This window comes from Vibrio sp. 1CM8B, from assembly GCF_023161685.1.
GTDB lineage: Bacteria > Pseudomonadota > Gammaproteobacteria > Enterobacterales > Vibrionaceae > Vibrio > Vibrio coralliirubri.
Window position 1 is genome coordinate 99,439 of record NZ_JALNTU010000008.1, and the last position, 23,191, is coordinate 122,629.

A 23,191-nucleotide genomic window follows, 5' to 3' on the forward strand; every position below is an offset into this window, starting at 1 on the left:
AATAGCGCTCGTTGAGCGCTATTTTTAATTCAAAACCATCAATTATTACAGCGAGTAATAGGCTTTATACCAATCCGCGAAAGCTTTCGCGCCTTCTTGGATTTTAACTTGAGGTTTGTAGCCAACCGCTTCAAACAGATCTTCCGTATCCGCATAAGTCGCGTACACATCACCCGGTTGCATTGGCATGAAGTTCTTTTTCGCTTCAACACCTAAAGCACCTTCTAATGCTTCGATGTAGTCCATTAATTTAACCGGGCTACCATGACCGATGTTAAATACGCGATATGGTGCAGAACTAGTTGCAGGTGATCCTTGCTCAACCGTCCAATCTGGCTGTTTAGCTGGAATACGGTCTTGCACTCGAAGAATGCCTTCAACAATATCATCGATATAAGTGAAGTCGCGCATCATGTCGCCATTGTTGTAAATATCGATCTCTTTGCCCGCTACAATTAAGTTCGCAAACTTGAACATCGCCATATCAGGGCGGCTCCAAGGGCCGTAAACGGTAAAGAAACGTAAACCTGTCGTAGGCACATCGTATAGATGAGAATAGGTATGCGCCATCAACTCATTCGATTTCTTAGTTGCGGCGTATAGTGAAATCGGGTGATCAACACTGTCTGCTGTGTGGAATGGCATTTTTTGGTTCAAGCCATACACCGAGCTTGATGATGCGTACACTAGGTGTTCAACCTTGTTGTGGCGGCAGCCTTCAAGAATAGCTAGGTGACCAACCAGGTTGCTATCAGCATACGCCATCGGGTTATCTATTGAGTAACGAACGCCAGCTTGCGCCGCTAAGTGAATGACACGGTCAAACTTTTGCTCAGAAAACAGCGTTGCCATACCCTCTCTGTCTGCAAGATCCAGCTCGATAAAGGTCAGCTTTTCATGCTCAATGCGCTTTAGGCGATCATGTTTTAATGAGACTTGGTAGTAGTCATTCAAGTTATCAATACCGACAACCTCATGTCCTGCTGCACATAGTCGCTCTGACACTGCAGAGCCAATAAACCCGGCAACGCCAGTTACTAAATATTTCATTCTACTATTCTCAATTCATATCATTAGTGTAATTGTAGCTATTAGCCTGCCTATCTACTAGCGTAAAAAAGTGAACACGAGTTCAGTTTTTTTATACTTGGCACTCTTCGCAATAAAACGTGTTCCTCTGCCCTATTTTTAACTCTTGAATAAGAGCTTCACAAGTAGGGCACTTTTCGCCTGCTTTGCCATACACTTGTAGCTCTTGAGCGAAATACCCCGGCTTGCCATCTGCTTGGGCGAAATCTTTTAAGGTAGTACCGCCTTGTTTAATGGCGGTGGCGAGTACTTGTTTGATCTCTTGGGTTAACAAAACCCACTCTTCTTTTGTCACTTTGCTTGCTGGCCGCAAAGGATGAATTCGTGAAGAAAATAGTGCTTCATTGGCGTAGATGTTCCCTACCCCGACCACCACTTTGTTGTCCATGATGAACTGCTTGACGGCGACTTTACGTTTCTCTGCCTTCTCGGCTATGTAATCGGCGTTGAAATCGTCAGTTAGCGGCTCAGGGCCAGAACCAAGCAACACAGGATGAGTTTCATCAGGTGCAGACCATAACCATGCTCCAAAGCGACGCGGATCGTTATAACGCAGTACTTTGCCGTTGGTGAGCTTAAGATCCACGTGATCGTGTTTGGCAGCAGGGAAGTCAGCGTCTAATACGCGCAGTGAGCCCGACATACCAAGGTGAACAATGGCAGTGCCAGTATCCGTTTCTATTAATAAGTATTTAGCGCGACGCGAGATAGAGCGAATCACCTGCCCTTCTAATGCTTTTAGCTCTTGTGGGATATCCCAACGCAGCTTCGGCGTGCGAAAGGTAAGCGTTTTAATGGTCTCACCGACTAAATGAGGCGAGATCCCCATGCGGCTTACTTCGACTTCGGGTAATTCAGGCATAGTCAGTCGTCCGATTTAGGTGGTTTGTCTGATATAGATAGCTTGTCTGATTTAAATGAAGGTTTCGAGCTAAAACTTGGAAACAGGTAGCTCTCTTCGATAGACACCGCCAACCACTGATCATTCCAGTTTTTTAACAACCAGAACTCAGGCAATTGATAATAGGTAATACGCTGGGGCTCTTCTTGGTCTTCATACCATACTTCGATGGTGTGTGGTGTATTTAACCGAGGCGTAAGGTCTGTGTAGGTCTGTGAGTCGACTTCCGTACCCACAAGCTCTTTCCAACGTTGTGACAGCTCTTGTGCATTGGTAGCTTGAGGGAAGTCTGTACCTTTGAACTGGTAAACCCATTGATTATCTTGTTGAATGACAGACCACTTAGCAAAGTGCAACGCTTGAAGCTCTGCTTTTGGATTCAGGAGATAAGGATAAGGGCTATCAACCTGAGGCTCAGGTTCGATAAGGTACGCTTTGATCAATGTTGGAAGGTTTAACACGCCAATAAAAGCGATCACACTGAACATGAGTATGTTGTTCCACCGGCGTCCACGATATCTCATCTGATTCTGCTCATCTAACCTATTGAGTAATCAGTATATCGTGAAAGTGGCAGTACTTTCTATGTTACGCGGTTTTCTATCTATCAGGCGCTATATTAAGTAAGAATAATAGAGTTACTCAAATTTTAGATATAAAAAAACCCAGCGATTAAACTGGGTTTTTCAATTCTTTCTTCTACTGAAGAAGAGCAAAAAAAGCATCAATTACTTGATTTTAGCTTCTTTGTACATAACGTGTTGGCGAACTACTGGATCAAACTTTTTGATCTCAAATTTGCCTGGCATGTTACGCTTGTTCTTATCAGTTGTGTAGAAGTGACCAGTACCTGCAGAAGATACTAGACGAATTTTCTCACGAATGCCTTTAGCCATTGCTTAATTCCTCTTAAACGTTTTCGCCACGTGCACGGATATCAACAAGAACAGCATCGATGCCTTTCTTATCAATGATACGCATGCCTTTAGCAGTTAGACGTAGTTTAACAAAACGTTTTTCGCTCTCTACCCAGAAACGATGAGTTTGTAGGTTCGGCAGAAAACGGCGCTTAGTAGCATTGCGTGCGTGTGAACGGTTGTTACCCGTTACTGGACGCTTACCAGTTACTTGGCATACTCGGGACATGAATGTCTTCTCCAATCGTTTCAGCTCGATATCAACCTTGGTGGCCGAACCTCTCTATCAATTAAAATAGAAGGTAAAAACCGTTATGGAAAATCCATACAAGGCTATCAAAGGTCGCGCATTATACTAACTTGACACGCATTGCTCAAGACCCGAACAGATCCTTTTTACGGATTTCGTGATCTTTTTTTGTGCAGCGCAGCTTGCTTGAGTAATCAGAGCTGATTTTAGGTCTAAAAATGTGGGCGGAATAATAGCAGATTTAACGCAACTAACAACCTAAAATGTGATTCAAATCCATCCACGCTCTGCAAAAGAGACAACTTCGCCATCTCCAACGACAAAATGGTCGAGAACTCGGATGTCCACCAGCGCTAATGCGTCGGTTAATCGGCGTGTAATCCGCCTATCCGCTTGGCTGGGCTCAGCAACACCCGAGGGATGGTTATGAGCCAAGATTAATGCCGCCGCATTGTGATGAAGTGACCGTTTAACCACTTCCCGCGGGTAAACCGATGCGGCATCGATGGTACCTTCAAACATCACCTCGTCCTTTATTACCCTATTTTGGTTATCGAGGAACAATATATAGAAGGCTTCTCGCTGGCGATCACGCAACATGCTCGAAAGATAAAGCTTAGTATGAGTAGGACTAGTGAGCGCATCTCCACGAGATAACGTCTCTGCTAGATAGCGCTGTGTCATCTCTAACACAGCCTGTAATTGAACATACTTGGCCTGCCCCATCCCTTTATGGGCACAAAACTCTTCCTGCGTTGCTGAAAAAAGATGACGGAGCGAGCCAAAGTCTTTAATCAACTTGTCAGCAAGTTCCAACACGTTCATTCCTTGTGTCCCTGTTCGCAGAAATATCGCGAGCAATTCCGCATCACTCAAAGAATCAGGCCCTCGACTCAATAACTTTTCTCTCGGCATCGATTCAGCAGGCATTTTATCTATTGGCATATAAAAGCTAATCACTAGTCATGAACACGACCCACCACCTTAATGAGATCGTAATCGGAGATCCTTCGATAGAGATAAAAGGAAACGAGTCACTAGCAAAACCGTGTAATTGATAAGTTTGATAACACCAACTTGATGAGCGTCAAATCTGTTCTAATTCTGCTTCTAGGCACTAATCCTTTGTTCTGATATCGTAAGTCCCAGAGAAATTAAGGAACAGAATCATGCAAACATTGGTTAATCAACTGGATAACGCTGACCTACAAGGCCTAGCTGGGAAAAAAATCCTACTTGGCATTAGTGGTGGTATCGCTGCGTATAAATGTGCCGAACTGACTCGACGCTTAATTGAACGTGGAGCACAAGTACAAGTCGTGATGACGAATGCAGCCAAGGAGTTCATCACTCCTCTCACCATGCAAGCCGTCTCTGGAAGGCCAGTGTCTGATAGTTTGCTTGATCCTGCGGCTGAAGCTTCCATGGGGCACATTGAGCTCGCAAAATGGGCTGACCTCGTGTTATTAGCGCCAGCAACCGCAGATCTTATTGCTCGCATGACGGCTGGTATGGGTAACGACCTGCTGACCACGCTGCTTTTAGCAACCGATGCGCCAGTTGCGGTATCTCCGGCAATGAACCAACAGATGTACAGCCACCCGGCGACTCAAGAGAACATCGCGACGCTAAAACGTCGTGGCTGTGAAATCTGGGGCCCTGCCGCAGGCGAACAAGCGTGTGGTGATGTCGGCATGGGTCGTATGCTAGAACCAATGCAGCTCGTGCATCGCTGTGAAGACTTCTTCCAACCTAAGCCACTTACTGGCCGTTCTGTGCTTATTACTGCAGGCCCGACTCGTGAAGCGATTGACCCTGTACGTTACATTACCAACCACAGCTCAGGCAAGATGGGCTATGCACTGGCTGAAGCGGCTGCGAAACAAGGCGCAACAGTAACTCTAGTCAGCGGTCCTGTGTCTCTTGCTACACCAAACAAAGTTAATCGTATTGATGTCGACAGCGCACAACAGATGTTTGATGCCGTTACTGCTAACGCTTCTCAACACGATATTTTCATCAGCTGCGCCGCGGTTGCCGATTACCGCCCTGAGACCATTGCAGACCAAAAGCTTAAAAAGGTCGACGGTAAAGACGACATGACCATTCAAATGGTTAAAAACCCAGATATCGTCGCTTCTGTCGCTTCAATGACCGAAGGTCGCCCATTTACTGTCGGCTTCGCAGCAGAAACTCAAGATGTTGAGAAGTACGCACGCGGTAAACTGGAAAGAAAGAACCTCGATATGATCTGCGCCAACGACGTCTCTGTCGAAGGTCAAGGCTTCAATAGCAGTAGCAATGAGCTGCACCTTTATTGGAAAGGCGGCGATAAATCTCTGCCACTGGAAAGCAAAGACACACTTGGTTTCCAGATCCTCGCTCAGATCCAACAGCTTATTGATGCATAAACGCACAAATTTGCTCTGACAATCTGCTGACACCTCTCGATTCTGTTGACCTAGGGCTCACAAAACTAGGAAACAGAATTGAATGGTGTTTATAATCCTTCTTCACTCAATCCTCATCTTTAGGAAAGGAAGTAAATAGATGGCTGGTACTCGAAAATCAAACCGTCGTGAAGAAATCCTACAAGCTCTCGCACAAATGTTGGAATCGACCGAAGGTGCTTCTCGTATCACAACGGTAAAGTTGGCCAAGCAAGTTGGTGTTTCTGAAGCTGCGTTATACCGCCACTTCCCAAGCAAAGCCCGCATGTTTGAAGGCCTGATCGAGTTCATTGAAGAAGCGTTGATGTCTCGAATCAACCGCATTCTGGATGAAGAGAAAGACACGCTAGAGCGCATACGCCTAGTGCTACAACTTATCTTAGTTTTCTCAGAACGTAACCCAGGCCTGACTCGAATTTTGTCTGGTCATGCTCTAATGTTTGAAAATGAACGCCTGCGTGATCGCATCAACCAACTTTTCGAACGCATTGAGACGCAACTTCGCCAGATCCTGCGTGAAAGAAAGCTTCGTGAGGGGAAATCATTCCCGGTTGATGAGAAAATCTTAGCCGCTCAGCTGCTCGGTCAGGTTGAAGGCAGCTTGAATCGATTTGTTCGCTCAGACTTCAAATATCAACCAACAGAAAACTTTGATGCTTATTGGGCTCTGCTAAGCGCTCAGATTAAGTAGCAATCAAATTAAGTAGCAATCAAATCTTAAGTGATGGTTATGACGACGAAAACTTCTCCGACAAACAGCACTGCACAACACGTTATTACTAAGCCACCCTTTACTCTGGCGTTACTCCACCCTAAATACTGGGGAGTATGGTTCGGTTTTGGGTTATTGGCGCTTATCGTTAACGTTCTCCCTTATCGCCTCTTACTGCTGTTAGGCCGATCGTTAGGCTCTTTGGGGGCTCGCTATGGTAAAAAGCGCGTCGCGGTAACAACACGTAATTTGGAGCTCGCCTTCCCAGACAAGCCAGCAGATGAAGTCGCGGCAATGGTCAGTGAGAACTTCAAGAACACCGGTATGGCACTCATCGAAACGGGCATTACCTGGTTTTGGCCGACGTGGCGTTTCAAGCGAATCCTAGTAGATAAAGATACCCAAGCACTGCGTACGCACAAAGGCAACGGTAAAGGTGTTCTTCTATGCTGTGTGCATGCCTTAAATCTAGAGATCACTGCGCGAGCAATGGCAGTACTCGGAATTTCTGGTTTAGGTGTTTACCGACCGCACAACAATCCAGCTTATGAGTTCATTCAATACCGTGGTCGCACTCAGAACGGCAATCGCCTGATTCACCGTAAAGACGTGAAACGTATGATTCGAATCCTGCGTCAGGGTGAGATCCTTTTCTACCTACCGGATCATGATTACGGTCGTAACAAGTCTGTGTTTGTGCCTTTCTTCGCTGTAGAAGATGCGTGTACCACAACAGGCACCAGTATTCTGGCTTACACCAGCCGATGCGCACTTGTTCCGGGTTCTGGTTTTAGAAATGCCGATGGCAAATATGAGATCATGGCCGATGAATCGATCGAAGATAACTATCCACAGAAAGATGAGAAAGCGGCCGCTGCCTACATGAACAGCTATCTTGAGAAGATTATCTTAAGAGCACCAGAACAGTGGATGTGGCTACACAAGCGCTTTAAGACCATGGAAGACCCAGAAGTGGAGCGCGGCATTCGTTATAAATAATTAATACTGAACCAAAAGAAAAGGGGCTGATGATTCATCAGCCCCTTGTGCATTCTATATGCTATAACAAATTGTATTAGATGCCGTATTGAGCGCGGTACGCTTTTACTGACTCAAGATGTGCTGCGTCGGTGCCTTTCTCTTCAAGGAAAGTAACCAAGTCAGTCAGGCTAACGATTGAGATGATTGCACAACCGAAGTCACGCTCAACTTCTTGAATCGCAGACAGTTCGCCTTTGCCCTTCTCTTGACGGTCGATAGCAACAAGCACACCCGCTAAATCAGCGCCATTTGCTTGGATGATTTCCATCGACTCACGAATCGCAGTACCTGCAGTGATCACGTCGTCCACTAACATGATGCGACCTTCAAGCGCGCTACCGACAAGGTTGCCACCTTCACCGTGGTTTTTCGCTTCTTTACGGTTAAAACAGTAAGGCGTATCTACATCGTGGTGATCTGCCAGTGCAACCGCTGTCGTCGTTGCAATTGGGATACCCTTGTATGCAGGGCCAAATAGTACATCGAACTCAATGCCAGAATCAGCCAATGCTGCTGCGTAGAAGCGACCTAAACGCGCTAGGTCACGACCTGTATTAAACAATCCAGCATTGAAGAAGTAAGGGCTCTTACGGCCAGACTTTAAAGTAAACTCACCAAACTTAAGTACTTCTTTCTCTAGTGCAAATTCAATAAATTCACGTTGATATGCTTTCATGTTTTTCCTCTACGTTTATTCAATAAAACTTAACTTACGCTCTGCACTACTCTTTCGAGTTTTACAGACAAAAAAATAGCCCCTTTAAAAGGAGCTATCTAATAATTATTCTGCTAACGCCGACTTCTGCGCTTCAACAATATCAGCAATACCCTTATTCGCCAGGGCTAAAAGCTGCATCAACTCTTCGTGGCTGAACGGTTCGCCTTCTGCTGTGCCTTGAATCTCAATCATCTTACCGTCTTCCGTCATTACAACGTTCATGTCGGTATCGGCTGCTGAGTCTTCAACGTACTCAAGGTCACACAGTGCTTGTGCACCAACGATGCCCACTGAAACTGCCGCTACGTGGCCTTTCATTGGGTTCTTTTTCAGTTTGCCGCTTGCTAGTAGGCTGTTGATAGCATCAGCCATTGCAACGCTTGCACCTGAGATAGAAGCAGTACGAGTACCGCCGTCTGCTTGGATAACATCACAATCGACAGTGATCATAATTTCACCCATTACTTTCAGGTCAACAACAGCACGTAGGCTACGAGCGATCAGACGTTGGATTTCCATCGTACGACCACCTTGCTTGCCGCTCGCCGCTTCACGACGGTTACGAGTGTGCGTTGCACGTGGCAGCATGCCGTATTCAGCCGTTACCCAACCCTTTCCTTGGCCTTTTAACCAACGCGGTACGTTTTCTTCTACCGTCGCATTACATAGAACTTTAGTGTTGCCGAACTCAACTAATACAGAACCTTCAGCATAAGCTGTGTAGTTACGAGTAATTTTAATTGGACGAATTTGATCTACAGCGCGGTCATTTGGACGCATTGGTATCTACCTTATTAACAGTCTGAAGTGATTTACTATCGAAAGAGTGCATCACCTAAGAAAGGGGTGAGACAGTTTTGATTGGGGCAAGATTATATAGCAGTTTATCGTGCAAATCTATTTACCGTTCAAAGCTATTTATCACGAAAGGCTATTTATAGTGAAAAGCGACAGGCTTCGAGAGCACACCATATCGTGATACTATGCGTGCGCGTTATTTTCAGAATGATAAAAGACAGGAAAATTCGATGATTTATAGTATGACCGCGTACGCACGCAAAGAAGTAAAAGGCGATTGGGGCACAGCAGTATGGGAAATCCGTAGTGTAAACCAACGCTACCTAGAAACTTACTTCCGTATGCCTGAACAGTTCCGTGGTTTAGAGCCAATCTTGCGTGAGCGTTTCCGTAAGCGTCTAGCGCGCGGTAAGGTTGAATGTAACCTACGCTTTGAAGCAAACCCTGCTGCAAAGGGCGAGCTAAGCATTAACGAAGGTTTGGCTCAGCAAGTAATCAATGCGGCGAACCAAGTAATGACGATGACTGGCGAAGAGAGCCGTTTGAACCCATTCCAAGTCATGAACTGGCCTGGCGTGATGGAAACGCCAGAGCAAGACATGGATGCCATCAACAAAGACCTGCTAGACGCATTCAACGATGCTATCGCAGAGTTCATTGATGCTCGTGCTCGTGAAGGTGAGAACATGAAGGCACTCATCGTACAGCGCTTAGATGCAATCACTGAAGAAGTCGTGAAAGTTCGTGCACGCATGCCAGAAATCCTAGAGTGGCAACGTGAGCGTCTTCTTACCAAATTTGAAGATGCGAAAATCGAACTTGAAGGTTCTCGTGTTGAGCAAGAGCTTATCCTACTGGCACAGAAATCAGACGTAGCAGAAGAGCTAGACCGTCTAGACTCTCACGTGAAAGAAGCGAATGCAGTACTGAAGAAAGGTGGCGCTTGTGGCCGTAAGCTAGACTTCATGATGCAAGAGTTCAACCGTGAGTCAAACACGCTAGCGTCTAAGTCTATCAGCACAGACATCACAGCATCAGGCGTAGAGCTTAAGGTTCTTATCGAACAGATGCGTGAGCAAATCCAGAACATTGAATAACAGTTTGTCAGTAACACACTGTGAATAGCCATTATTAGCTTAATCAGTGTTGATTAACTTAAAGATAAGCTCCTATTTTTAGGGGCTTTTTTTATGGATACAGTAATGACAAGCAAAGCTAGTCAGTAAGTTGGTAGTTACGCGGAAGATTTACTTAGAGCAAAAGATAGATACAGCGATAGCTAGAACGAGATGACGGACGTAAAACAGGATGTTTGAATATTTAGAGGAGGTATTGCAAGTGGAGAAGAGTGTTACGGTAAAACTGAGAGGGAAACAGATTTGAGAGAGAAAGTGACGCAAGTTGCTGTTGCAACCTGCGCCGACTTAGAATCTTATAGAGCTACAACGTTTGCAGCTTGAAGACCTTTTTGGCCTTGCTCTACTTCGAAAGACACTTGTTGGCCTTCTTTAAGAGTCTTGAAACCTTCAGAAGCGATTGCACGGAAGTGTACGAATACGTCAGCGCCGCCGTTGTCTTGAGTTAGGAAACCGAAGCCTTTCTCTTCGTTAAACCATTTTACTACGCCGTTTACTTTGTTAGACATGATGTGTCCCTTATATAAAAATAAAAAATTAATCGCCAAAAGTGCGATGCGCTGAAAGCTTGAATTATTTAATGTATCTATGAAGCTAAGGGAAACACTGAGAATAACAATGAAGCAATACTAAGGGTTCTACTTTACAACTGGATGTTTCATTTAATAACCCTGAGAACAGAGCGACGCCATTCTTGGTGATCTGAGCCTGCTTGTAAAGCGTTATTTGGACAATTTGATGTTTTTTTGTTCAACCGACTTAAATTAAAAGCCCAACGATATCGTTGGGCTTCATTTATAAAACTTTAACCTTCAAAGTGTTACTCATCTGGCTGCTTGGTTCTAAGGTCTACATACGGCCAATAATGATGTCCAACACGAATCAACAATGTCGCCGCGGCCAAGATAAATGCTGCTAAAGATAACCAAACGATCAATACCGCATCGAGTTCTTTCATGCCCAAAGTGATGTAACGAGCAATCGCCATCATCGCGATATAGATTGGGTATCGCACTGGGATCTTACCGTTCATCACAAACTGCTGAACCATCGCCAACACTTCTAAATAGATAAACATCAGCAGAATGTCGGTCAATTGCACTCGACGCTCAGCGAAGACATGCATGAACTCTTCGACCATCGCAAATAAGGTCGCGAGCGTGATCGCCACCAGCAATACCGCTTCCATAATGTGGAATACTTTTAAAAACGGCTTACTAAAAGATCTAGGTAAGTTAGAAGGCATAGTCACTCTTCAAAAAATAATTAATCCAGTCTCTACAATAGCATGCATCAATATAAGTCGCGTACTGTCAAGTTTAAGATAACGCCACCAGTTACACGTCTAGAGACGGCAAATACAAAAATGGCCCCACATTCACTGTAGAGCCATCTATTGATCTTTTACTTAATAGTAGCTAATTAGCCTTAAAGCAGAATCAGGTAAGTTAAGAACACCACACAGGCCGTAGATAAGTGGATGCACTTCTTTATACAAACCAAAACCACTAAAAATAAACTCAATTAAATTAAGTACCTAGGTTTGAAAGTGTCATAATAGTACACGCTGATATCGGAGTTACTATGGTTCAAAATCGTCATTTGGAATAGCAGATAAGATTCCTCTCTTCTGCATGCCCTTTACTGAACAAAAACAACTGGTCACCTTTCACTTTATACATCAGTTCAATTTTAGCTCTTACCAGAGCGTCCATATCACGAACAAAAATCTCATTGCCAGTTGGCTTTAGATTCCAGTCGATATGTTGATAGGCAACCGATAGGAGACCATTCTCAGCAATGTAGTTTGCTTCATAATAGACTTCGTAGGGCTTGGTTTCTCCGACAAGTGTCTGAACATAACCTTTCTGAAAAATCAGCAAACTGTCATTTGAGGTAAACTCTAAAATAGAGCGATCAGCGATCTCTTGATAGTGACGATACCCTTGCGAAACAAACCCCTCATCAAGCTGAACACATGCCCAACGACTACCCGCTAACTGTTGTTGCTCAAACTTCCACTGATACAACGCCACACCGATGACACAGGTAGCAAGCGCAATATTGAAAACGATGACCGATTTTATCCGCATATTGATCGAGCCCTCCTAATTGCTTTCACCACCGTCTCTGATAAATCATCAATACTCACCGAATGATTCACGTAGCTTGCGTTCTTACTGCCGTGTTTCGCAAAAGCAAAAGTTTTAATCATATAAACGTCGTCGTCATAAGCAGACTCTGCGATTCGCAGATACATATCCGCATGACAGGTTGGAAGCGATTGAGTCGCTAACTCATATGCGAGCAGTCGACCGTCACTTATTAAATAAGCACTGTCATAAAGATAAAAATCGGTCACGCCAATCTGAAAATGTTGATACTCATTAGGCTGGAGAAACTGTGGCTTTCGAATAAAAGGCTTAGTAAAAAAAACGAACACCAAACAGGCTAGCAGCAATACCGTCACAAACCCATGCCAAGAATACATGTTCATTTTCAAGGTAGGGGCAGGCTTAAGGCTCACCTCTTCTAAAACGATTTCTTGCTCTTGGCTAACCCGAATTGCTCGGTTTCCTATTTTCTTAATCGGCTCTTTGCCACTGTGAATGTTCAGAACGTAGCCAATTTTGCTGACTGTTTTCAAGGTGACATCGCGCGCGCGCAACAGCTCGAAGTTTTTCCTTAAACCTGAAATGACATTAGTGATCGCTTGGTCAGTGACTAATGTGCCCCCCCAACACGTTTCAAATAGTCGCTCACGAGTAACGTGAGCACCCTGGTTTTCAAGTAACAAACTCAACACTGCATATGGAAGCGGGCGTAATTGAATACATTCACCATCGGCATTCGATAAAGTTAGAGTCGTTGGATCGAGAATCAAATTGGAAAAACAGACTCTATGCATACACTCACTATTACCGAAATTAGGGCTCACGTAACCAAAAAAACACACGCGTGAAGAACTGGATCCTACCATTACCAAGTCAACTGCGTAAGCATTGAGTACAATCCATCTACCTAAAGCAAAAGTTCCTACAGAAAAAACACAACATCAACTATATCAATGAATTATGCAATAAAGATAAAAACATATAAAAGTAAAATCATCAATAAACCGACAACTCATGAAGTTTATATGAATTCCATCTTTAGTTTTATATTGCCATTGAACACATAATGCACACCACTTTTTATCCCCGATGAGATGAATCTAATGAAAAAAGCAGTGATCCTTCTGGCGGCATTTTCTGCCTTTGCCGGTGCCCAAGAGCAAGCAGTTGAGAAAGACGTATCTGGCTTTTACCTAGGTGGTGGTTTTGGTACCACAACTTACGATGACGATGCCGCGTTTTCTACACTAGAAACAAAATACTCAACGCTTAAGTTGATTGGTGGCTATCAATTTAACCGCATTGTTGGCGTTGAAACACAATTCACCAAATACAGTAATATAACAGCACCAGGCTTGTCAGGTTATGCTATCGAGACAGCAGGCATATCTATTGCTGCAAACCTTGGCTACACCTTTGATAGCGGTTGGCGTCCATTTGGTACCATAGGTCTAACGCAGCTTTCATTTGATGTTGATGACTATGGTAGCAAAGATGAAACAGCATTGCGTCTGGGAGCAGGTGTAGAATACACACCAGCAAGCCTTGAGAACCTAAACTTCCGTGTGGCTTACGAAGTTGATACCTTCAGCGTTGATACTGGCCACTGGTTATACAATGATGTGACCGTCCAACTTGGTAGCTTCTACGCTGGCGCAACGTACAAATTCTAATAACGAACACTTCGTTGGCTAGTAAACGTAAAGAGGCGACCACCGTCGCCCTTTTTAGATGAACATCAGCAGAATAGCGGTAAGTTGAACTCAACGTTCAGCAAAAACGAGCATAAATTTAAGATACAACAGATACAAAAATGGCCCCACATTCACTGCGGAGCCATCAGCTTGCCTTTTACTTAGCGACCTTTAGTGGCTAATTAGCCTTAAAGCAGAATCAGGTAAGTTAAGAACACCACACACAGTCCGTAGATAAGCGGGTGTACTTCTTTGCGCTTACCTGCCACAACCATTGTGAATGCGTAGCTAATGAAGCCCATCGCCATACCGTTCGCTGGAGAGAAGCTTAGCACTGTGAACATGATGGTAAAGAAGGCTGCAATGCGTGACTCTTTCTTTTCCCAGTTAATCTGACCAAGGCGGCCTACCATGTAGATGCCCACTACTACCATCGCCGGTGCAACCATAGCAGCCGAGAAGATAGAGAAGATTGGGTATAGGAACAGCGAGATTAAGAACAGACCAGCCACCATGACTGCTGCCAAGCCCGTTTTCGCACCTTGAGAAGAAGCAATGCCAGACTCAGAGAACGCGGTAATCGATGTGGTACCAAGAATAGAGCCAATCACAGTACCGCCCGCATCTGCCACTAGAGCCGATTTCGCGTTTGGCACCTTACCGTCTTTATCGATGATGCCCGCATCGCGTCCAACACCAACAATCGTACTCAAACCATCAAAGAAATCGACAATCAAGAAGATAAGCACGATGAACAATAGGTCGAACATTTTCTCAGGCGTGAAAGCTGAGAAATCAAAGATAGCGCCGAAGCTACCAGCCATGCTTGGTGGCATCGCAACTAACTGTTCAGGGATTGGCGCGTTTGATGTCCCCATAAACACGTCAGCAAGAATGGTCAACACGATAGCCGAAACGAACGAGATAAACGTCGCTAGTTTGATATCACGAACCATACAACCCAGTGCGATGAAAATACTCACGTAAGCGATGATCACTTTTGGATCGGAAATATCACCTAAACCAACCAGTACGAATGGATTAGAAACGATGATGCCCGCATTCTTAAGACCTAAGAAAGCAATGAACAGTCCGAGAGAAACGGTAATCGCCAACTTCAAATCTTCAGGAATCGACTCAATCATCGATTTACGAATATTGGTTAACGAGAACGCGAGGTACAGGATACCTGACAGGAAGATGCCGAACAGCGCCTCATTCCAAAGTACTGCGACTGAACCACTTAATAGTAAGCCTTTGAAGAAGCCGTTCATGCTCATGCCCGGCGCAAGCATCACTGGGTAGTTGCCCCAAATGCCCATGATTAGGGTTGCGATAGCCGCAGACAGAGCCGTTGCAGTAAACACGGCACCTTTGTCCATGCCTGGAATATCACCCAAAATTGCTGGGTTAACCGCCAGAATGTAACTCATCGCCAAGAAAGTAATGAAACCCGCGTACAGCTCAGTGCCAATCGTGGTTTTTCTTTCAGTGATTTTAAACATCGAATCAAGCGAGCCAGAGGTGTTCTGGGCTTTCAGGGTGGAATCGGTACTCACAACAAAACCTATGCAATAAATTAAGAATTTGGTGATTCAAATGCTGTGAGAATAGAGAGGTCTCTACACTAAAAACTGTAGTCACCAAGGTAGGCTCGGTAGTAGAAACATCTAGTCTAGTAGGGTCTGCTGGCCCTTCGAGATGATTTTTGCAGCGAGTTGTTGGGGTTTTCTACAAGGCAGAGACTTTGATGTGTAGCTAGCCTACATAAGAAGTCGATAACGCAGTAGAAATCACCAACAAACGCTGCCCGAAGGGTTCGGCTAAAATCGTTTTATGCTTTGTTAAGGAGTCTTTACTTAGAATGCTAGGTTACAAACTCCTTGCCGCGCCTAAAACGATTTTTTCTCGAACAAAACTCCATCGCGAAAGGTCAACAGACCCTAGATATATACAGCATTTAATCGTTTGCGCGGATTGTAAGGATTGAGATTAAAACTTCAACAAATTTTGTCCAGATCACATAAAAAAGTACCGATGATGAGTCATTACATTTATACAAAGATCCTTGAGAAGATCATTTGCTAATAAATAACGATCAAGCCAGTTGTTCTCAATCATCTAAATATGCTACTCTTCGCCTCCATTTTTCTGACCTAATTTTCACCAGTTGCTTCTATTAGTTTTACTCGTTATCTCTTTATAGACGTAACCAACGGAACAACAATTAGAGTCAGTGCTATCTTTTATAGTGTAGGTTTATCACCTTCACTCAATCCAACCAACAGTGGAAATATACAGATGGGCAAAGGTACTCTTTACATCGTATCTGCACCTAGTGGCGCAGGTAAGTCGAGCTTGATCTCAGCAATGCTAGAAACCAATCCAACCTACGCAATGAAGGTATCTGTTTCACACACCACTCGCGGTATGCGCCCTGGTGAAGAAAATGGTGTTCACTACCACTTCGTAGAGAAGCATCATTTTGAAGACCTTATTACTAAAGGTGAATTCCTAGAGTACGCTGAAGTGTTCGGCAACTACTACGGTACTTCACGCGTTTGGATTGAAGAAAACCTAAACCGCGGTATCGATGTATTCCTAGATATCGACTGGCAAGGTGCTCGTCAGATCCGTGAACAAATGCCTCAAGCGAAGAGTGTCTTCATTCTTCCACCATCAAATGGTGAACTAGAGCGTCGTTTGAATGTTCGCGGTCAAGACAGCGACGAAGTTATTGCGAAACGCATGAGCGAAGCAAAATCAGAGATTTCTCACTATGCAGAATATGATTATGTGATCGTGAATGACGACTTTGATGCAGCCCTAATGGACTTCAGAGCTATCATTCGTGCGGAGCGCTTAAAAGAAGATAAGCAAGCAGCTAAATACAGCGGCATGCTTACAGCACTACTGGCGGAATAATCTAGAACTGGATTTTCCATTGAGATAAGTATACGGTGATCTAGAAAGTCTCTAGTTAAACTTGTATACTTTCTCGTCATCAAAAATTTATTAGTTAATTACTATTTGGAGTCCTCATGGCACGCGTAACTGTTCAAGACGCTGTTGAAAAAGTTGGCAACCGTTTCGACCTAGTTCTTATTGCGGCTCGCCGCGCACGTCAAATGCAAACTGGCGGCAAAGATTCACTAGTGCCTGAAGAAAACGATAAGCCAACGGTTATCGCTCTTCGCGAAATCGAAGAAGGTCTTATCACTAAAGACGTACTAGATGCTCGTGAACGTCAAGAGCAACAAGAGCAAGAAGCGGCTGAACTTGCAGCAGTAAGCAGCATCGCTCACACTCGTTAAGAACGTCATTCGAACTAATTAACCTTCCGGGCCTTTAATTTGTATCTATTCGATAGCCTCAAAGACGTTGCCCAAGAATACCTAACAGAGCCTCAAATTGAGGCTCTGCGTCAATCTTATGTGGTAGCGAGAGACGCCCATGAAGGGCAAACCCGCTCAAGCGGTGAACCATACATTATCCACCCTGTAGCTGTTTCAAGAATCCTGGCAGAAATGCGTCTGGATATCGAAACCCTGCAAGCTGCTCTGCTTCATGATGTCATCGAAGACTGTGATGTCACTAAAGAAGATCTAGAGGAAAAATTTGGCAATACCGTTGCTGAATTGGTTGATGGTGTATCTAAGCTGGATAAGCTTAAATTTCGTGATCGCAAAGAAGCGCAAGCAGAGAACTTCCGCAAGATGGTTCTCGCCATGGTGCAAGACATCCGCGTTATCTTGATCAAATTAGCTGACCGTACTCACAACATGCGCACGCTTGGGGCACTTCGTCCTGACAAAAAGCGTCGTATTGCTCGTGAAACCCTAGAGATTTATTCTCCACTAGCTCACCGTCTTGGTATTCATAACATCAAGACCGAACTAGAAGAGTTAGGCTTTGAAGCCCTCTATCCTAACCGTTATCGCGTACTTAAAAACGTAGTGAAAGCTGCGCGTGGTAACCGTAAGGAAATGATCCAACGTATCCATAGCGAAATTGAAGGCCGCCTTGAAGAGGTCGGTTTGCCTGCTCGCGTACTTGGTCGTGAAAAGAACCTGTTCTCCATCTACAACAAGATGAAAACTAAAGAGCAGCGCTTCCACACCATTATGGACATCTACGCTTTCCGCGTCGTGGTTGATACCCCAGATACTTGTTATCGCGTACTTGGTCAGGCTCACAGCCTGTACAAGCCTCGCCCTGGCCGCATGAAAGATTACATTGCGGTACCAAAAGCCAACGGCTACCAATCTCTGCACACGTCAATGATCGGCCCTCATGGGGTGCCAGTTGAGGTTCAGATCCGTACTGAAGATATGGATCAAATGGCAGACAAAGGTGTCGCGGCGCACTGGTCTTACAAAGGCAATGGCTCACGCAGCAGTAATGGCACAACCGCACAGGTTAAAGCACAACGTTGGATGCAGAGCTTACTTGAGCTGCAACAAAGCGCGGGTAACTCATTCGAATTCATTGAAAACGTTAAGTCTGATCTGTTCCCAGATGAGATCTTCGTGTTCACGCCGAAGGGTCGCATTGTCGAACTTCCTGCAGGCGCAACAGCGGTCGATTTTGCTTACGCGGTGCATACTGATGTCGGCAACATGTGTGTAGGTGCTCGTGTAGACATGAACCCTTACCCACTCAGCAAATCACTGAAGAACGGTCAAACGATTGAGATCATCAGTGCTCCGGGCGCACGTCCGAATGCAGCATGGCTCAACTACGTGGTGACATCACGTGCACGTACTAAGATCCGTCAGGTTCTGAAAACCATGCGTCGTGAAGAGTCGATCACGCTAGGCCGTCGTTTACTGAATCATGCACTTGGCGAACACTCTATTGCCGATATCGGCCAAGAAAATCTAGAGCACGTATTGTCTGACTTACGTCTAGAAAGCGTTGAAGACTTGCTGGCGTCGATTGGTCTTGGTGAGCTGATGAGTATCGTAATTGCTCGTCGTCTGCTTGGTGATGCTGACGAACTGACTGAAGTAGAAAACAACAGCGACACACCGAGGAAGAAACTTCCAATCCGTGGTGCTGAAGGTCTGCTACTGACGTTCGCCAACTGTTGTCACCCAATTCCAGATGATCACATCATTGCCCATGTATCTCCAGGTCGTGGCCTTGTGGTTCACCGTGAAACGTGTCCAAACGTTCGTGGTTACCAGAAAGAACCAGACAAATACATGGCGGTTGAATGGTCTGACGATTACGACCAAGAGTTTACAGCTGAACTTCAGGTTGATCTGCAGAACCACCAAGGTGCACTGGCTGAGCTAACTAACGTTATCTCGAAAACAGGCTCTAACATTCACGGTATTTCTACCGAAGAACGTGACGGGCGCCTGTACACAGTGACAATCTTGCTGACCACCAAAGATCGTGTTCACCTTGCAAGTATTATGAAGAAGCTACGTGTGATGCCACACGCGCTGAAAGTAAGACGTCGTAAGAACTAGATCTAAAAGCAGATAGATAAAGCAGATGAGAGATACGAGTCTCGAGATGCGAAGAGCAAAAGCTTTTCACCACTCAACCTATCGTATTTCGAGTCTGCTTTAATTTTTTGTACTGCCCTATTCCTCTCATATCCCATTTACATACATCTCGTACTCGCTCTTAGTCTTTTCGTATCCCGTTTACTCGCATCCCGTATCTGCTTCTAAGCTTTATCCTGTACAAAAATCCAGTAAAATGCTTGAATAGATTATCTCTCTTACGTTTATGAGCCTTGTTATGTCACAGCTTTTATCTGCAATCCCTCTCAACTCTTTATCTGGAGTCGGCGCAAAAGTCGCAGAGAAACTGGAGAAGGTTGGGCTTAACAACGTACAAGACTTACTGTTTCACCTTCCTTTACGCTACGAAGATAGAACACGCATCTATCCGATCGTAAAACTGCACGCAGGCCTATGGGCTGCAGTGCAAGGCAAGGTGATGCACGTCGATACCATTTTCGGTAAACGTAAGATGCTCGCAGTAAAGATCAGCGATGGTAACGGCACTATTACGCTGCGCTTTTTCAACTTTACGGCAGGAATGAAGAATAACTTTGCCGAAGGCAAGCAAGTACATGCCTACGGTGAGATCAAGCGCGGCAATATGGGGCTTGAGATTGTTCACCCTGACTACAAGTTCTTTGCACCAAGGCAGCAACCAGATGTGGAAGCCAACCTAACTCCGGTGTACCCAACCACCGAAGGGCTAAGACAAGTCACGCTGCGCAACCTCACTGACCAAGCGCTCGACCTAATAGACAAAGCGGCGGTTAACGAGCTTCTCCCATCAGGTTTATACGACCACCAAATCACCCTTGCACAAGCACTGCATACCATTCACAGACCACCTCCGGGCATCGACCTAGAGCTGTTTGATGAAGGTAAACACCCTGCGCAGCTGCGCCTGATTATGGAGGAACTGCTAGCTCAAAACCTGTCGATGCTGTCTGTTCGAAGCAAAGGACAGCAAGACAAGGCGATGCCTTTTCCTCCTGTGAATACTCTGAAAGATAAGTTATTGGCTCAGCTGCCGTTTTCTCCAACTAATGCTCAAGCACGAGTGACTAAAGAGATCGAAGCTGACCTTGAGAAGCCGCACCCTATGATGCGTTTAGTGCAGGGTGATGTGGGCTCAGGTAAAACCTTAGTCGCTGCACTCGCGGCGGTTCGCGCACTCGAACATGGTCAGCAAGTGGCACTGATGGCACCAACTGAACTATTAGCCGAGCAGCACGCAATCAACTTTGCTAACTGGTTTGAAGCAATGGGTATCCAAGTCGGTTGGCTCGCAGGTAAACTCAAAGGCAAAGCTCGTGAAACCGAACTGGCGCATATTGCCAGTGGCGAAGCACAAATGGTGGTCGGTACTCATGCTCTATTCCAAGAGCATGTCGAGTTCAAAAACCTTGGTTTAGTCATCATTGATGAGCAACACCGATTTGGTGTTCACCAGCGATTAGAGTTGCGAGAGAAAGGCGCCAAACAAGGCTATTACCCACATCAGTTGGTGATGACCGCAACACCGATTCCGCGAACGCTGGCCATGACCGCCTATGCCGACCTCGAAACCTCAATCATTGATGAGCTACCACCGGGACGAACACCGATTCAAACCGTAGCGATCCCTGATACCAAACGTGATGACATTGTCGAGCGAGTGCGTAATGCGTGTATCAATGAAGGCAAGCAAGCATATTGGGTGTGTACACTGATTGATGAATCAGAAGTATTAGAAGCTCAAGCCGCGGCTGACACTGCAGAAGAGCTGCAACGCAAACTACCTGATGTAAAAATTGGCTTGGTGCACGGCCGAATGAAGCCTGCTGAGAAACAGGCAGTAATGCGAGAGTTCAAGGAGAACAAGCTTCATCTGTTGGTCGCGACTACGGTGATTGAAGTGGGCGTGGATGTGCCGAATTCGAGCTTAATGATCATCGAGAACCCAGAACGTCTTGGCTTAGCGCAACTTCACCAACTGCGTGGCCGTGTTGGCCGTGGTTCAGTCGCAAGTCATTGTGTATTGCTGTATCACTCACCGCTGTCTAAAACCGCTCAGAAGCGCTTAGGTGTACTACGTGAAAGTAACGATGGCTTTGTTATTGCACAGCGTGACTTAGAGATTCGTGGCCCCGGCGAACTGCTTGGCACCAAACAGACAGGCTTGGCCGACTTCAAGATTGCCGACTTGGTACGAGACCAACGTTTAATCCCAGAAGTTCAGCGTATTGCGCGTCATATTCATGATAGCTACCCAGACAACGCCAAGGCGATCATCAACCGCTGGCTGGGTGAACGCGATGTTTATTCGAAGGCTTAGTTAGCCCTTATATTCCGGCTTAAAACGCAAAAAGGCTTCCATCTGGAAGCCTTTTTCATGCGTATTACTTTCATCAATCAAGAGCGAGATTCCCTACTCGTTCGTTCCTCACGATAGGGAATGACGATCAAAATAAACTTCCGTCATCAAGGTCCATAGTTAGCAATTCGTCATCCCCGAGAGGGAAGAATGACCGAGTCGGGGATCTCTATACAGCTCCCCAACTTCCAATAGTATTTAAGGCTTAACCGGGAAACTGATCTGCGCCTTCAAGCCACCTTCACTGCGGTTATTGACCACAACGGCACCTTGGTGCTGGCTGACAATACGCTTAACAATTGCCAAGCCTAAGCCCGTACCTTCGCTGCCACGAGCCGTGTCACCGCGCGTGAAAGGTTCAAACAGCTTACCAATCTGATCTTGCGGGATGCCCGGGCCATTATCTTCTACCGTCACCCAAGCAAGCTTGTTATCCGCCGTCATGCCGGTCGACACCTTGACCCAACCATTGCCGTAACGCAGCGCATTCACCACCAAGTTACTCACCGCACGCTTCATCGCGATCGGGTTACCTAACGCTGGCTTCATTGACTCTGGAATATCGGTTTCAATCTGAACCTCGTAGCCACCCTCAGAGCTTGATACCTCACGAGCAATATCATCGACAAACACCGCTTGGAATGAATCTCGGTCGACAGGCTTTAGGTAATCCATGAACTGACTGATGATCTCATTACACTCTTCGGTATCACTGATGATCCCCTCAGCTAAGTAGGCATCCTCTGGTGACATCATCTCAGTCGCTAAACGAATACGCGTTAACGGAGTACGCAAATCATGGCTAATACCCGCCATCAACAAGGCGCGGTCTTCTTCTAGTTCTTGGATGCCTTTCGACATCTGGTTAAAGGCTCGAGTTACCGAGCGAATCTCTTGTGCGCCTTGAACTGGCAATGGCGGTGGAATATCACCTCGCCCGACACCTTGCGCGGCTTTCTCTAGCGCTATCAACGGCCGGTTTTGCAAGCGAATAAACAACCAACCACCTGCAACAATCAACAACGCCATGATCAGGCTGTTACGGAATAGCGGGGCAAAATCTTCTTCTTGCAGCTCAGACAGCGGAATACGAATCAAAGAGTTAGGCAGCTGCTCAATGTCCATCCACAACACATAGCTTTCATTGCCCAAGATCAGCCGCACTTCAGTTTCAGAGCCCAGCTCTTTGGTCATCTCCTCACTCATTAAGTCGATTGCGACCGCATGGTAATACTCACCCGCCGCTTCGCTGTCCTTGGCGTGAACGGTTACCCCAAGCTGTTCAAGCACACGCTGACGCAATGGCGCATCAATCTCGATATCACTGCCTTGGTCCAATACTAGGTTTAGCTCGTGAGCCAAAATCTTATTAAACTGCTGCAAGCTCGGCATCAACGCATAGTTAAACACCGCGTAATAAGAAAAAATTTGGCTAGCGACCAATAGCGTTAAGAAAAGCACTATCGACTGAGTAAAGGAGCTACGTATACGCATGG

The 23,191-nt window shown here is 45.6% G+C and carries 23 protein-coding genes; 9 read left to right on the top strand and 14 right to left on the bottom strand.

The genetic code is table 11. The features are described from left to right. Window positions 1-45: 45 nt before the first annotated feature. The 6 genes from MSG36_RS16290 to radC all read right to left on the bottom strand — a co-directional run bounded on the left by MSG36_RS16290 (window position 46) and on the right by radC (window position 4,102). The gene (locus MSG36_RS16290) at window positions 46-1,050 is read right to left on the bottom strand and encodes an NAD-dependent epimerase (protein ID WP_248368822.1); all 1,005 of its coding nucleotides are present in this window, start codon (window positions 1,048-1,050) and stop codon (window positions 46-48) included. 91 nt (window positions 1,051-1,141) lie between these two features. Beyond that, window positions 1,142-1,951, bottom strand: a complete 810-nt coding sequence (mutM, locus tag MSG36_RS16295) for a bifunctional DNA-formamidopyrimidine glycosylase/DNA-(apurinic or apyrimidinic site) lyase (protein WP_248368824.1) — start codon at window positions 1,949-1,951, stop codon at window positions 1,142-1,144. 2 nt (window positions 1,952-1,953) lie between these two features. Continuing rightward, window positions 1,954-2,514: a hypothetical protein gene (locus MSG36_RS16300; RefSeq protein WP_248368826.1), complete on the bottom strand. Its 561-nt coding sequence runs from the start codon at window positions 2,512-2,514 to the stop codon at window positions 1,954-1,956. Window positions 2,515-2,718: 204 nt separating this feature from the next. Then, window positions 2,719-2,886 (bottom strand): 50S ribosomal protein L33, encoded by a 168-nt coding sequence (gene rpmG, locus MSG36_RS16305; RefSeq protein WP_002535344.1) that lies wholly within the window; start codon window positions 2,884-2,886, stop codon window positions 2,719-2,721. A gap of 13 nt (window positions 2,887-2,899) precedes the next feature. Then, complete coding sequence (rpmB, locus tag MSG36_RS16310) at window positions 2,900-3,136, bottom strand: 50S ribosomal protein L28 (protein WP_004728407.1); 237 nt, start codon at window positions 3,134-3,136, stop codon at window positions 2,900-2,902. A gap of 291 nt (window positions 3,137-3,427) precedes the next feature. Then, window positions 3,428-4,102: a DNA repair protein RadC gene (gene radC / locus MSG36_RS16315; RefSeq protein WP_248368828.1), complete on the bottom strand. Its 675-nt coding sequence runs from the start codon at window positions 4,100-4,102 to the stop codon at window positions 3,428-3,430. 224 nt (window positions 4,103-4,326) lie between these two features. Between radC and coaBC the strand changes: the two genes are divergently transcribed. The 3 genes from coaBC to lpxL all read left to right on the top strand — a co-directional run bounded on the left by coaBC (window position 4,327) and on the right by lpxL (window position 7,318). Further along, window positions 4,327-5,568, top strand: a complete 1,242-nt coding sequence (gene coaBC, locus MSG36_RS16320) for a bifunctional phosphopantothenoylcysteine decarboxylase/phosphopantothenate--cysteine ligase CoaBC (protein ID WP_248368830.1) — start codon at window positions 4,327-4,329, stop codon at window positions 5,566-5,568. A 139-nt stretch (window positions 5,569-5,707) separates the two neighbouring features. Further along, a complete protein-coding gene (gene slmA, locus MSG36_RS16325) occupies window positions 5,708-6,298 on the top strand; it encodes a nucleoid occlusion factor SlmA (RefSeq protein WP_004741428.1) in 591 nt (196 codons plus the stop codon). A gap of 39 nt (window positions 6,299-6,337) precedes the next feature. Next, complete coding sequence (lpxL, locus tag MSG36_RS16330) at window positions 6,338-7,318, top strand: LpxL/LpxP family Kdo(2)-lipid IV(A) lauroyl/palmitoleoyl acyltransferase (protein ID WP_248368831.1); 981 nt, start codon at window positions 6,338-6,340, stop codon at window positions 7,316-7,318. A gap of 76 nt (window positions 7,319-7,394) precedes the next feature. Here the strand turns inward: lpxL and pyrE are convergent, their stop codons facing one another. Together pyrE and rph are read right to left on the bottom strand one after the other, a co-directional pair. Next, window positions 7,395-8,036 carry an orotate phosphoribosyltransferase gene (gene pyrE, locus MSG36_RS16335; protein WP_017059267.1) on the bottom strand — a complete coding sequence of 214 codons (642 nt, stop codon included), beginning with the start codon at window positions 8,034-8,036 and terminating at the stop codon, window positions 7,395-7,397. 105 nt (window positions 8,037-8,141) lie between these two features. Then, entirely contained in the window at window positions 8,142-8,858 is a 717-nt protein-coding gene (gene rph, locus MSG36_RS16340; RefSeq protein WP_019826449.1) for a ribonuclease PH, read from the bottom strand. A 248-nt stretch (window positions 8,859-9,106) separates the two neighbouring features. Between rph and MSG36_RS16345 the strand changes: the two genes are divergently transcribed. Continuing rightward, on the top strand, window positions 9,107-9,973 hold the full coding sequence (locus MSG36_RS16345) for a YicC/YloC family endoribonuclease (RefSeq protein WP_048607657.1): 867 nt from the start codon (window positions 9,107-9,109) through the stop codon (window positions 9,971-9,973). Between the two features lie 335 nt (window positions 9,974-10,308). Here the strand turns inward: MSG36_RS16345 and MSG36_RS16350 are convergent, their stop codons facing one another. The 4 genes from MSG36_RS16350 to MSG36_RS16365 form a co-directional block, all read right to left on the bottom strand. After that, entirely contained in the window at window positions 10,309-10,521 is a 213-nt protein-coding gene (locus tag MSG36_RS16350; protein WP_017071067.1) for a cold-shock protein, read from the bottom strand. Window positions 10,522-10,832: 311 nt separating this feature from the next. After that, window positions 10,833-11,258 (bottom strand): phosphate-starvation-inducible PsiE family protein, encoded by a 426-nt coding sequence (locus tag MSG36_RS16355; RefSeq protein WP_050652097.1) that lies wholly within the window; start codon window positions 11,256-11,258, stop codon window positions 10,833-10,835. 352 nt (window positions 11,259-11,610) lie between these two features. Beyond that, window positions 11,611-12,105 carry a hypothetical protein gene (locus tag MSG36_RS16360; protein WP_248368832.1) on the bottom strand — a complete coding sequence of 165 codons (495 nt, stop codon included), beginning with the start codon at window positions 12,103-12,105 and terminating at the stop codon, window positions 11,611-11,613. Beyond that, window positions 12,096-12,896: a winged helix-turn-helix domain-containing protein gene (locus tag MSG36_RS16365; RefSeq protein WP_248368833.1), complete on the bottom strand. Its 801-nt coding sequence runs from the start codon at window positions 12,894-12,896 to the stop codon at window positions 12,096-12,098. Before MSG36_RS16365 ends, MSG36_RS16360 begins: the two co-directional genes overlap by 10 nt. A gap of 333 nt (window positions 12,897-13,229) precedes the next feature. Between MSG36_RS16365 and MSG36_RS16370 the strand changes: the two genes are divergently transcribed. Beyond that, window positions 13,230-13,799 carry a porin family protein gene (locus tag MSG36_RS16370; protein ID WP_146491988.1) on the top strand — a complete coding sequence of 190 codons (570 nt, stop codon included), beginning with the start codon at window positions 13,230-13,232 and terminating at the stop codon, window positions 13,797-13,799. 209 nt (window positions 13,800-14,008) lie between these two features. On the opposite strand, the gene MSG36_RS16375 is transcribed toward MSG36_RS16370, so the two are convergent. Beyond that, the gene (locus MSG36_RS16375) at window positions 14,009-15,379 is read right to left on the bottom strand and encodes an NCS2 family permease (protein ID WP_017629496.1); all 1,371 of its coding nucleotides are present in this window, start codon (window positions 15,377-15,379) and stop codon (window positions 14,009-14,011) included. 742 nt (window positions 15,380-16,121) lie between these two features. On the opposite strand from MSG36_RS16375, the gene gmk reads away from it, so the two are divergent. The 4 genes from gmk to recG all read left to right on the top strand — a co-directional run bounded on the left by gmk (window position 16,122) and on the right by recG (window position 21,656). Next, complete coding sequence (gene gmk / locus MSG36_RS16380) at window positions 16,122-16,745, top strand: guanylate kinase (protein WP_017062466.1); 624 nt, start codon at window positions 16,122-16,124, stop codon at window positions 16,743-16,745. A gap of 116 nt (window positions 16,746-16,861) precedes the next feature. After that, window positions 16,862-17,134, top strand: coding sequence for a DNA-directed RNA polymerase subunit omega (gene rpoZ, locus MSG36_RS16385; protein ID WP_009848003.1), 273 nt, complete (start codon window positions 16,862-16,864; stop codon window positions 17,132-17,134). Between the two features lie 39 nt (window positions 17,135-17,173). Beyond that, window positions 17,174-19,300 carry a bifunctional GTP diphosphokinase/guanosine-3',5'-bis pyrophosphate 3'-pyrophosphohydrolase gene (spoT, locus tag MSG36_RS16390; protein ID WP_048612458.1) on the top strand — a complete coding sequence of 709 codons (2,127 nt, stop codon included), beginning with the start codon at window positions 17,174-17,176 and terminating at the stop codon, window positions 19,298-19,300. Window positions 19,301-19,577: 277 nt separating this feature from the next. Further along, a complete protein-coding gene (gene recG / locus MSG36_RS16395; protein WP_248368834.1) occupies window positions 19,578-21,656 on the top strand; it encodes an ATP-dependent DNA helicase RecG in 2,079 nt (692 codons plus the stop codon). Between the two features lie 237 nt (window positions 21,657-21,893). On the opposite strand, the gene envZ is transcribed toward recG, so the two are convergent. Beyond that, on the bottom strand, window positions 21,894-23,189 hold the full coding sequence (envZ, locus tag MSG36_RS16400; RefSeq protein WP_248368835.1) for a two-component system sensor histidine kinase EnvZ: 1,296 nt from the start codon (window positions 23,187-23,189) through the stop codon (window positions 21,894-21,896). Window positions 23,190-23,191: the final 2 nt, after the last annotated feature.

Excerpts from the sequence above, each read along its gene's own strand:
- MSG36_RS16290 (WP_248368822.1), bottom strand. The coding sequence starts at position 1,050 with ATGAAATATTTAGTAACTGGCGTTGCCGGGTTTATTGGCTCTGCAGTG.
- mutM (WP_248368824.1), bottom strand. The coding sequence starts at position 1,951 with ATGCCTGAATTACCCGAAGTCGAAGTAAGCCGCATGGGGATCTCGCCT.
- MSG36_RS16300 (WP_248368826.1), bottom strand. The coding sequence starts at position 2,514 with ATGAGATATCGTGGACGCCGGTGGAACAACATACTCATGTTCAGTGTG.
- rpmG (WP_002535344.1), bottom strand. The coding sequence starts at position 2,886 with ATGGCTAAAGGCATTCGTGAGAAAATTCGTCTAGTATCTTCTGCAGGT.
- rpmB (WP_004728407.1), bottom strand. The coding sequence starts at position 3,136 with ATGTCCCGAGTATGCCAAGTAACTGGTAAGCGTCCAGTAACGGGTAAC.
- radC (WP_248368828.1), bottom strand. The coding sequence starts at position 4,102 with ATGCCAATAGATAAAATGCCTGCTGAATCGATGCCGAGAGAAAAGTTA.
- coaBC (WP_248368830.1), top strand. The coding sequence starts at position 4,327 with ATGCAAACATTGGTTAATCAACTGGATAACGCTGACCTACAAGGCCTA.
- slmA (WP_004741428.1), top strand. The coding sequence starts at position 5,708 with ATGGCTGGTACTCGAAAATCAAACCGTCGTGAAGAAATCCTACAAGCT.
- lpxL (WP_248368831.1), top strand. The coding sequence starts at position 6,338 with ATGACGACGAAAACTTCTCCGACAAACAGCACTGCACAACACGTTATT.
- pyrE (WP_017059267.1), bottom strand. The coding sequence starts at position 8,036 with ATGAAAGCATATCAACGTGAATTTATTGAATTTGCACTAGAGAAAGAA.
- rph (WP_019826449.1), bottom strand. The coding sequence starts at position 8,858 with ATGCGTCCAAATGACCGCGCTGTAGATCAAATTCGTCCAATTAAAATT.
- MSG36_RS16345 (WP_048607657.1), top strand. The coding sequence starts at position 9,107 with ATGATTTATAGTATGACCGCGTACGCACGCAAAGAAGTAAAAGGCGAT.
- MSG36_RS16350 (WP_017071067.1), bottom strand. The coding sequence starts at position 10,521 with ATGTCTAACAAAGTAAACGGCGTAGTAAAATGGTTTAACGAAGAGAAA.
- MSG36_RS16355 (WP_050652097.1), bottom strand. The coding sequence starts at position 11,258 with ATGCCTTCTAACTTACCTAGATCTTTTAGTAAGCCGTTTTTAAAAGTA.
- MSG36_RS16360 (WP_248368832.1), bottom strand. The coding sequence starts at position 12,105 with ATGCGGATAAAATCGGTCATCGTTTTCAATATTGCGCTTGCTACCTGT.
- MSG36_RS16370 (WP_146491988.1), top strand. The coding sequence starts at position 13,230 with ATGAAAAAAGCAGTGATCCTTCTGGCGGCATTTTCTGCCTTTGCCGGT.
- gmk (WP_017062466.1), top strand. The coding sequence starts at position 16,122 with ATGGGCAAAGGTACTCTTTACATCGTATCTGCACCTAGTGGCGCAGGT.
- rpoZ (WP_009848003.1), top strand. The coding sequence starts at position 16,862 with ATGGCACGCGTAACTGTTCAAGACGCTGTTGAAAAAGTTGGCAACCGT.
- recG (WP_248368834.1), top strand. The coding sequence starts at position 19,578 with ATGTCACAGCTTTTATCTGCAATCCCTCTCAACTCTTTATCTGGAGTC.
- envZ (WP_248368835.1), bottom strand. The coding sequence starts at position 23,189 with ATGCGTATACGTAGCTCCTTTACTCAGTCGATAGTGCTTTTCTTAACG.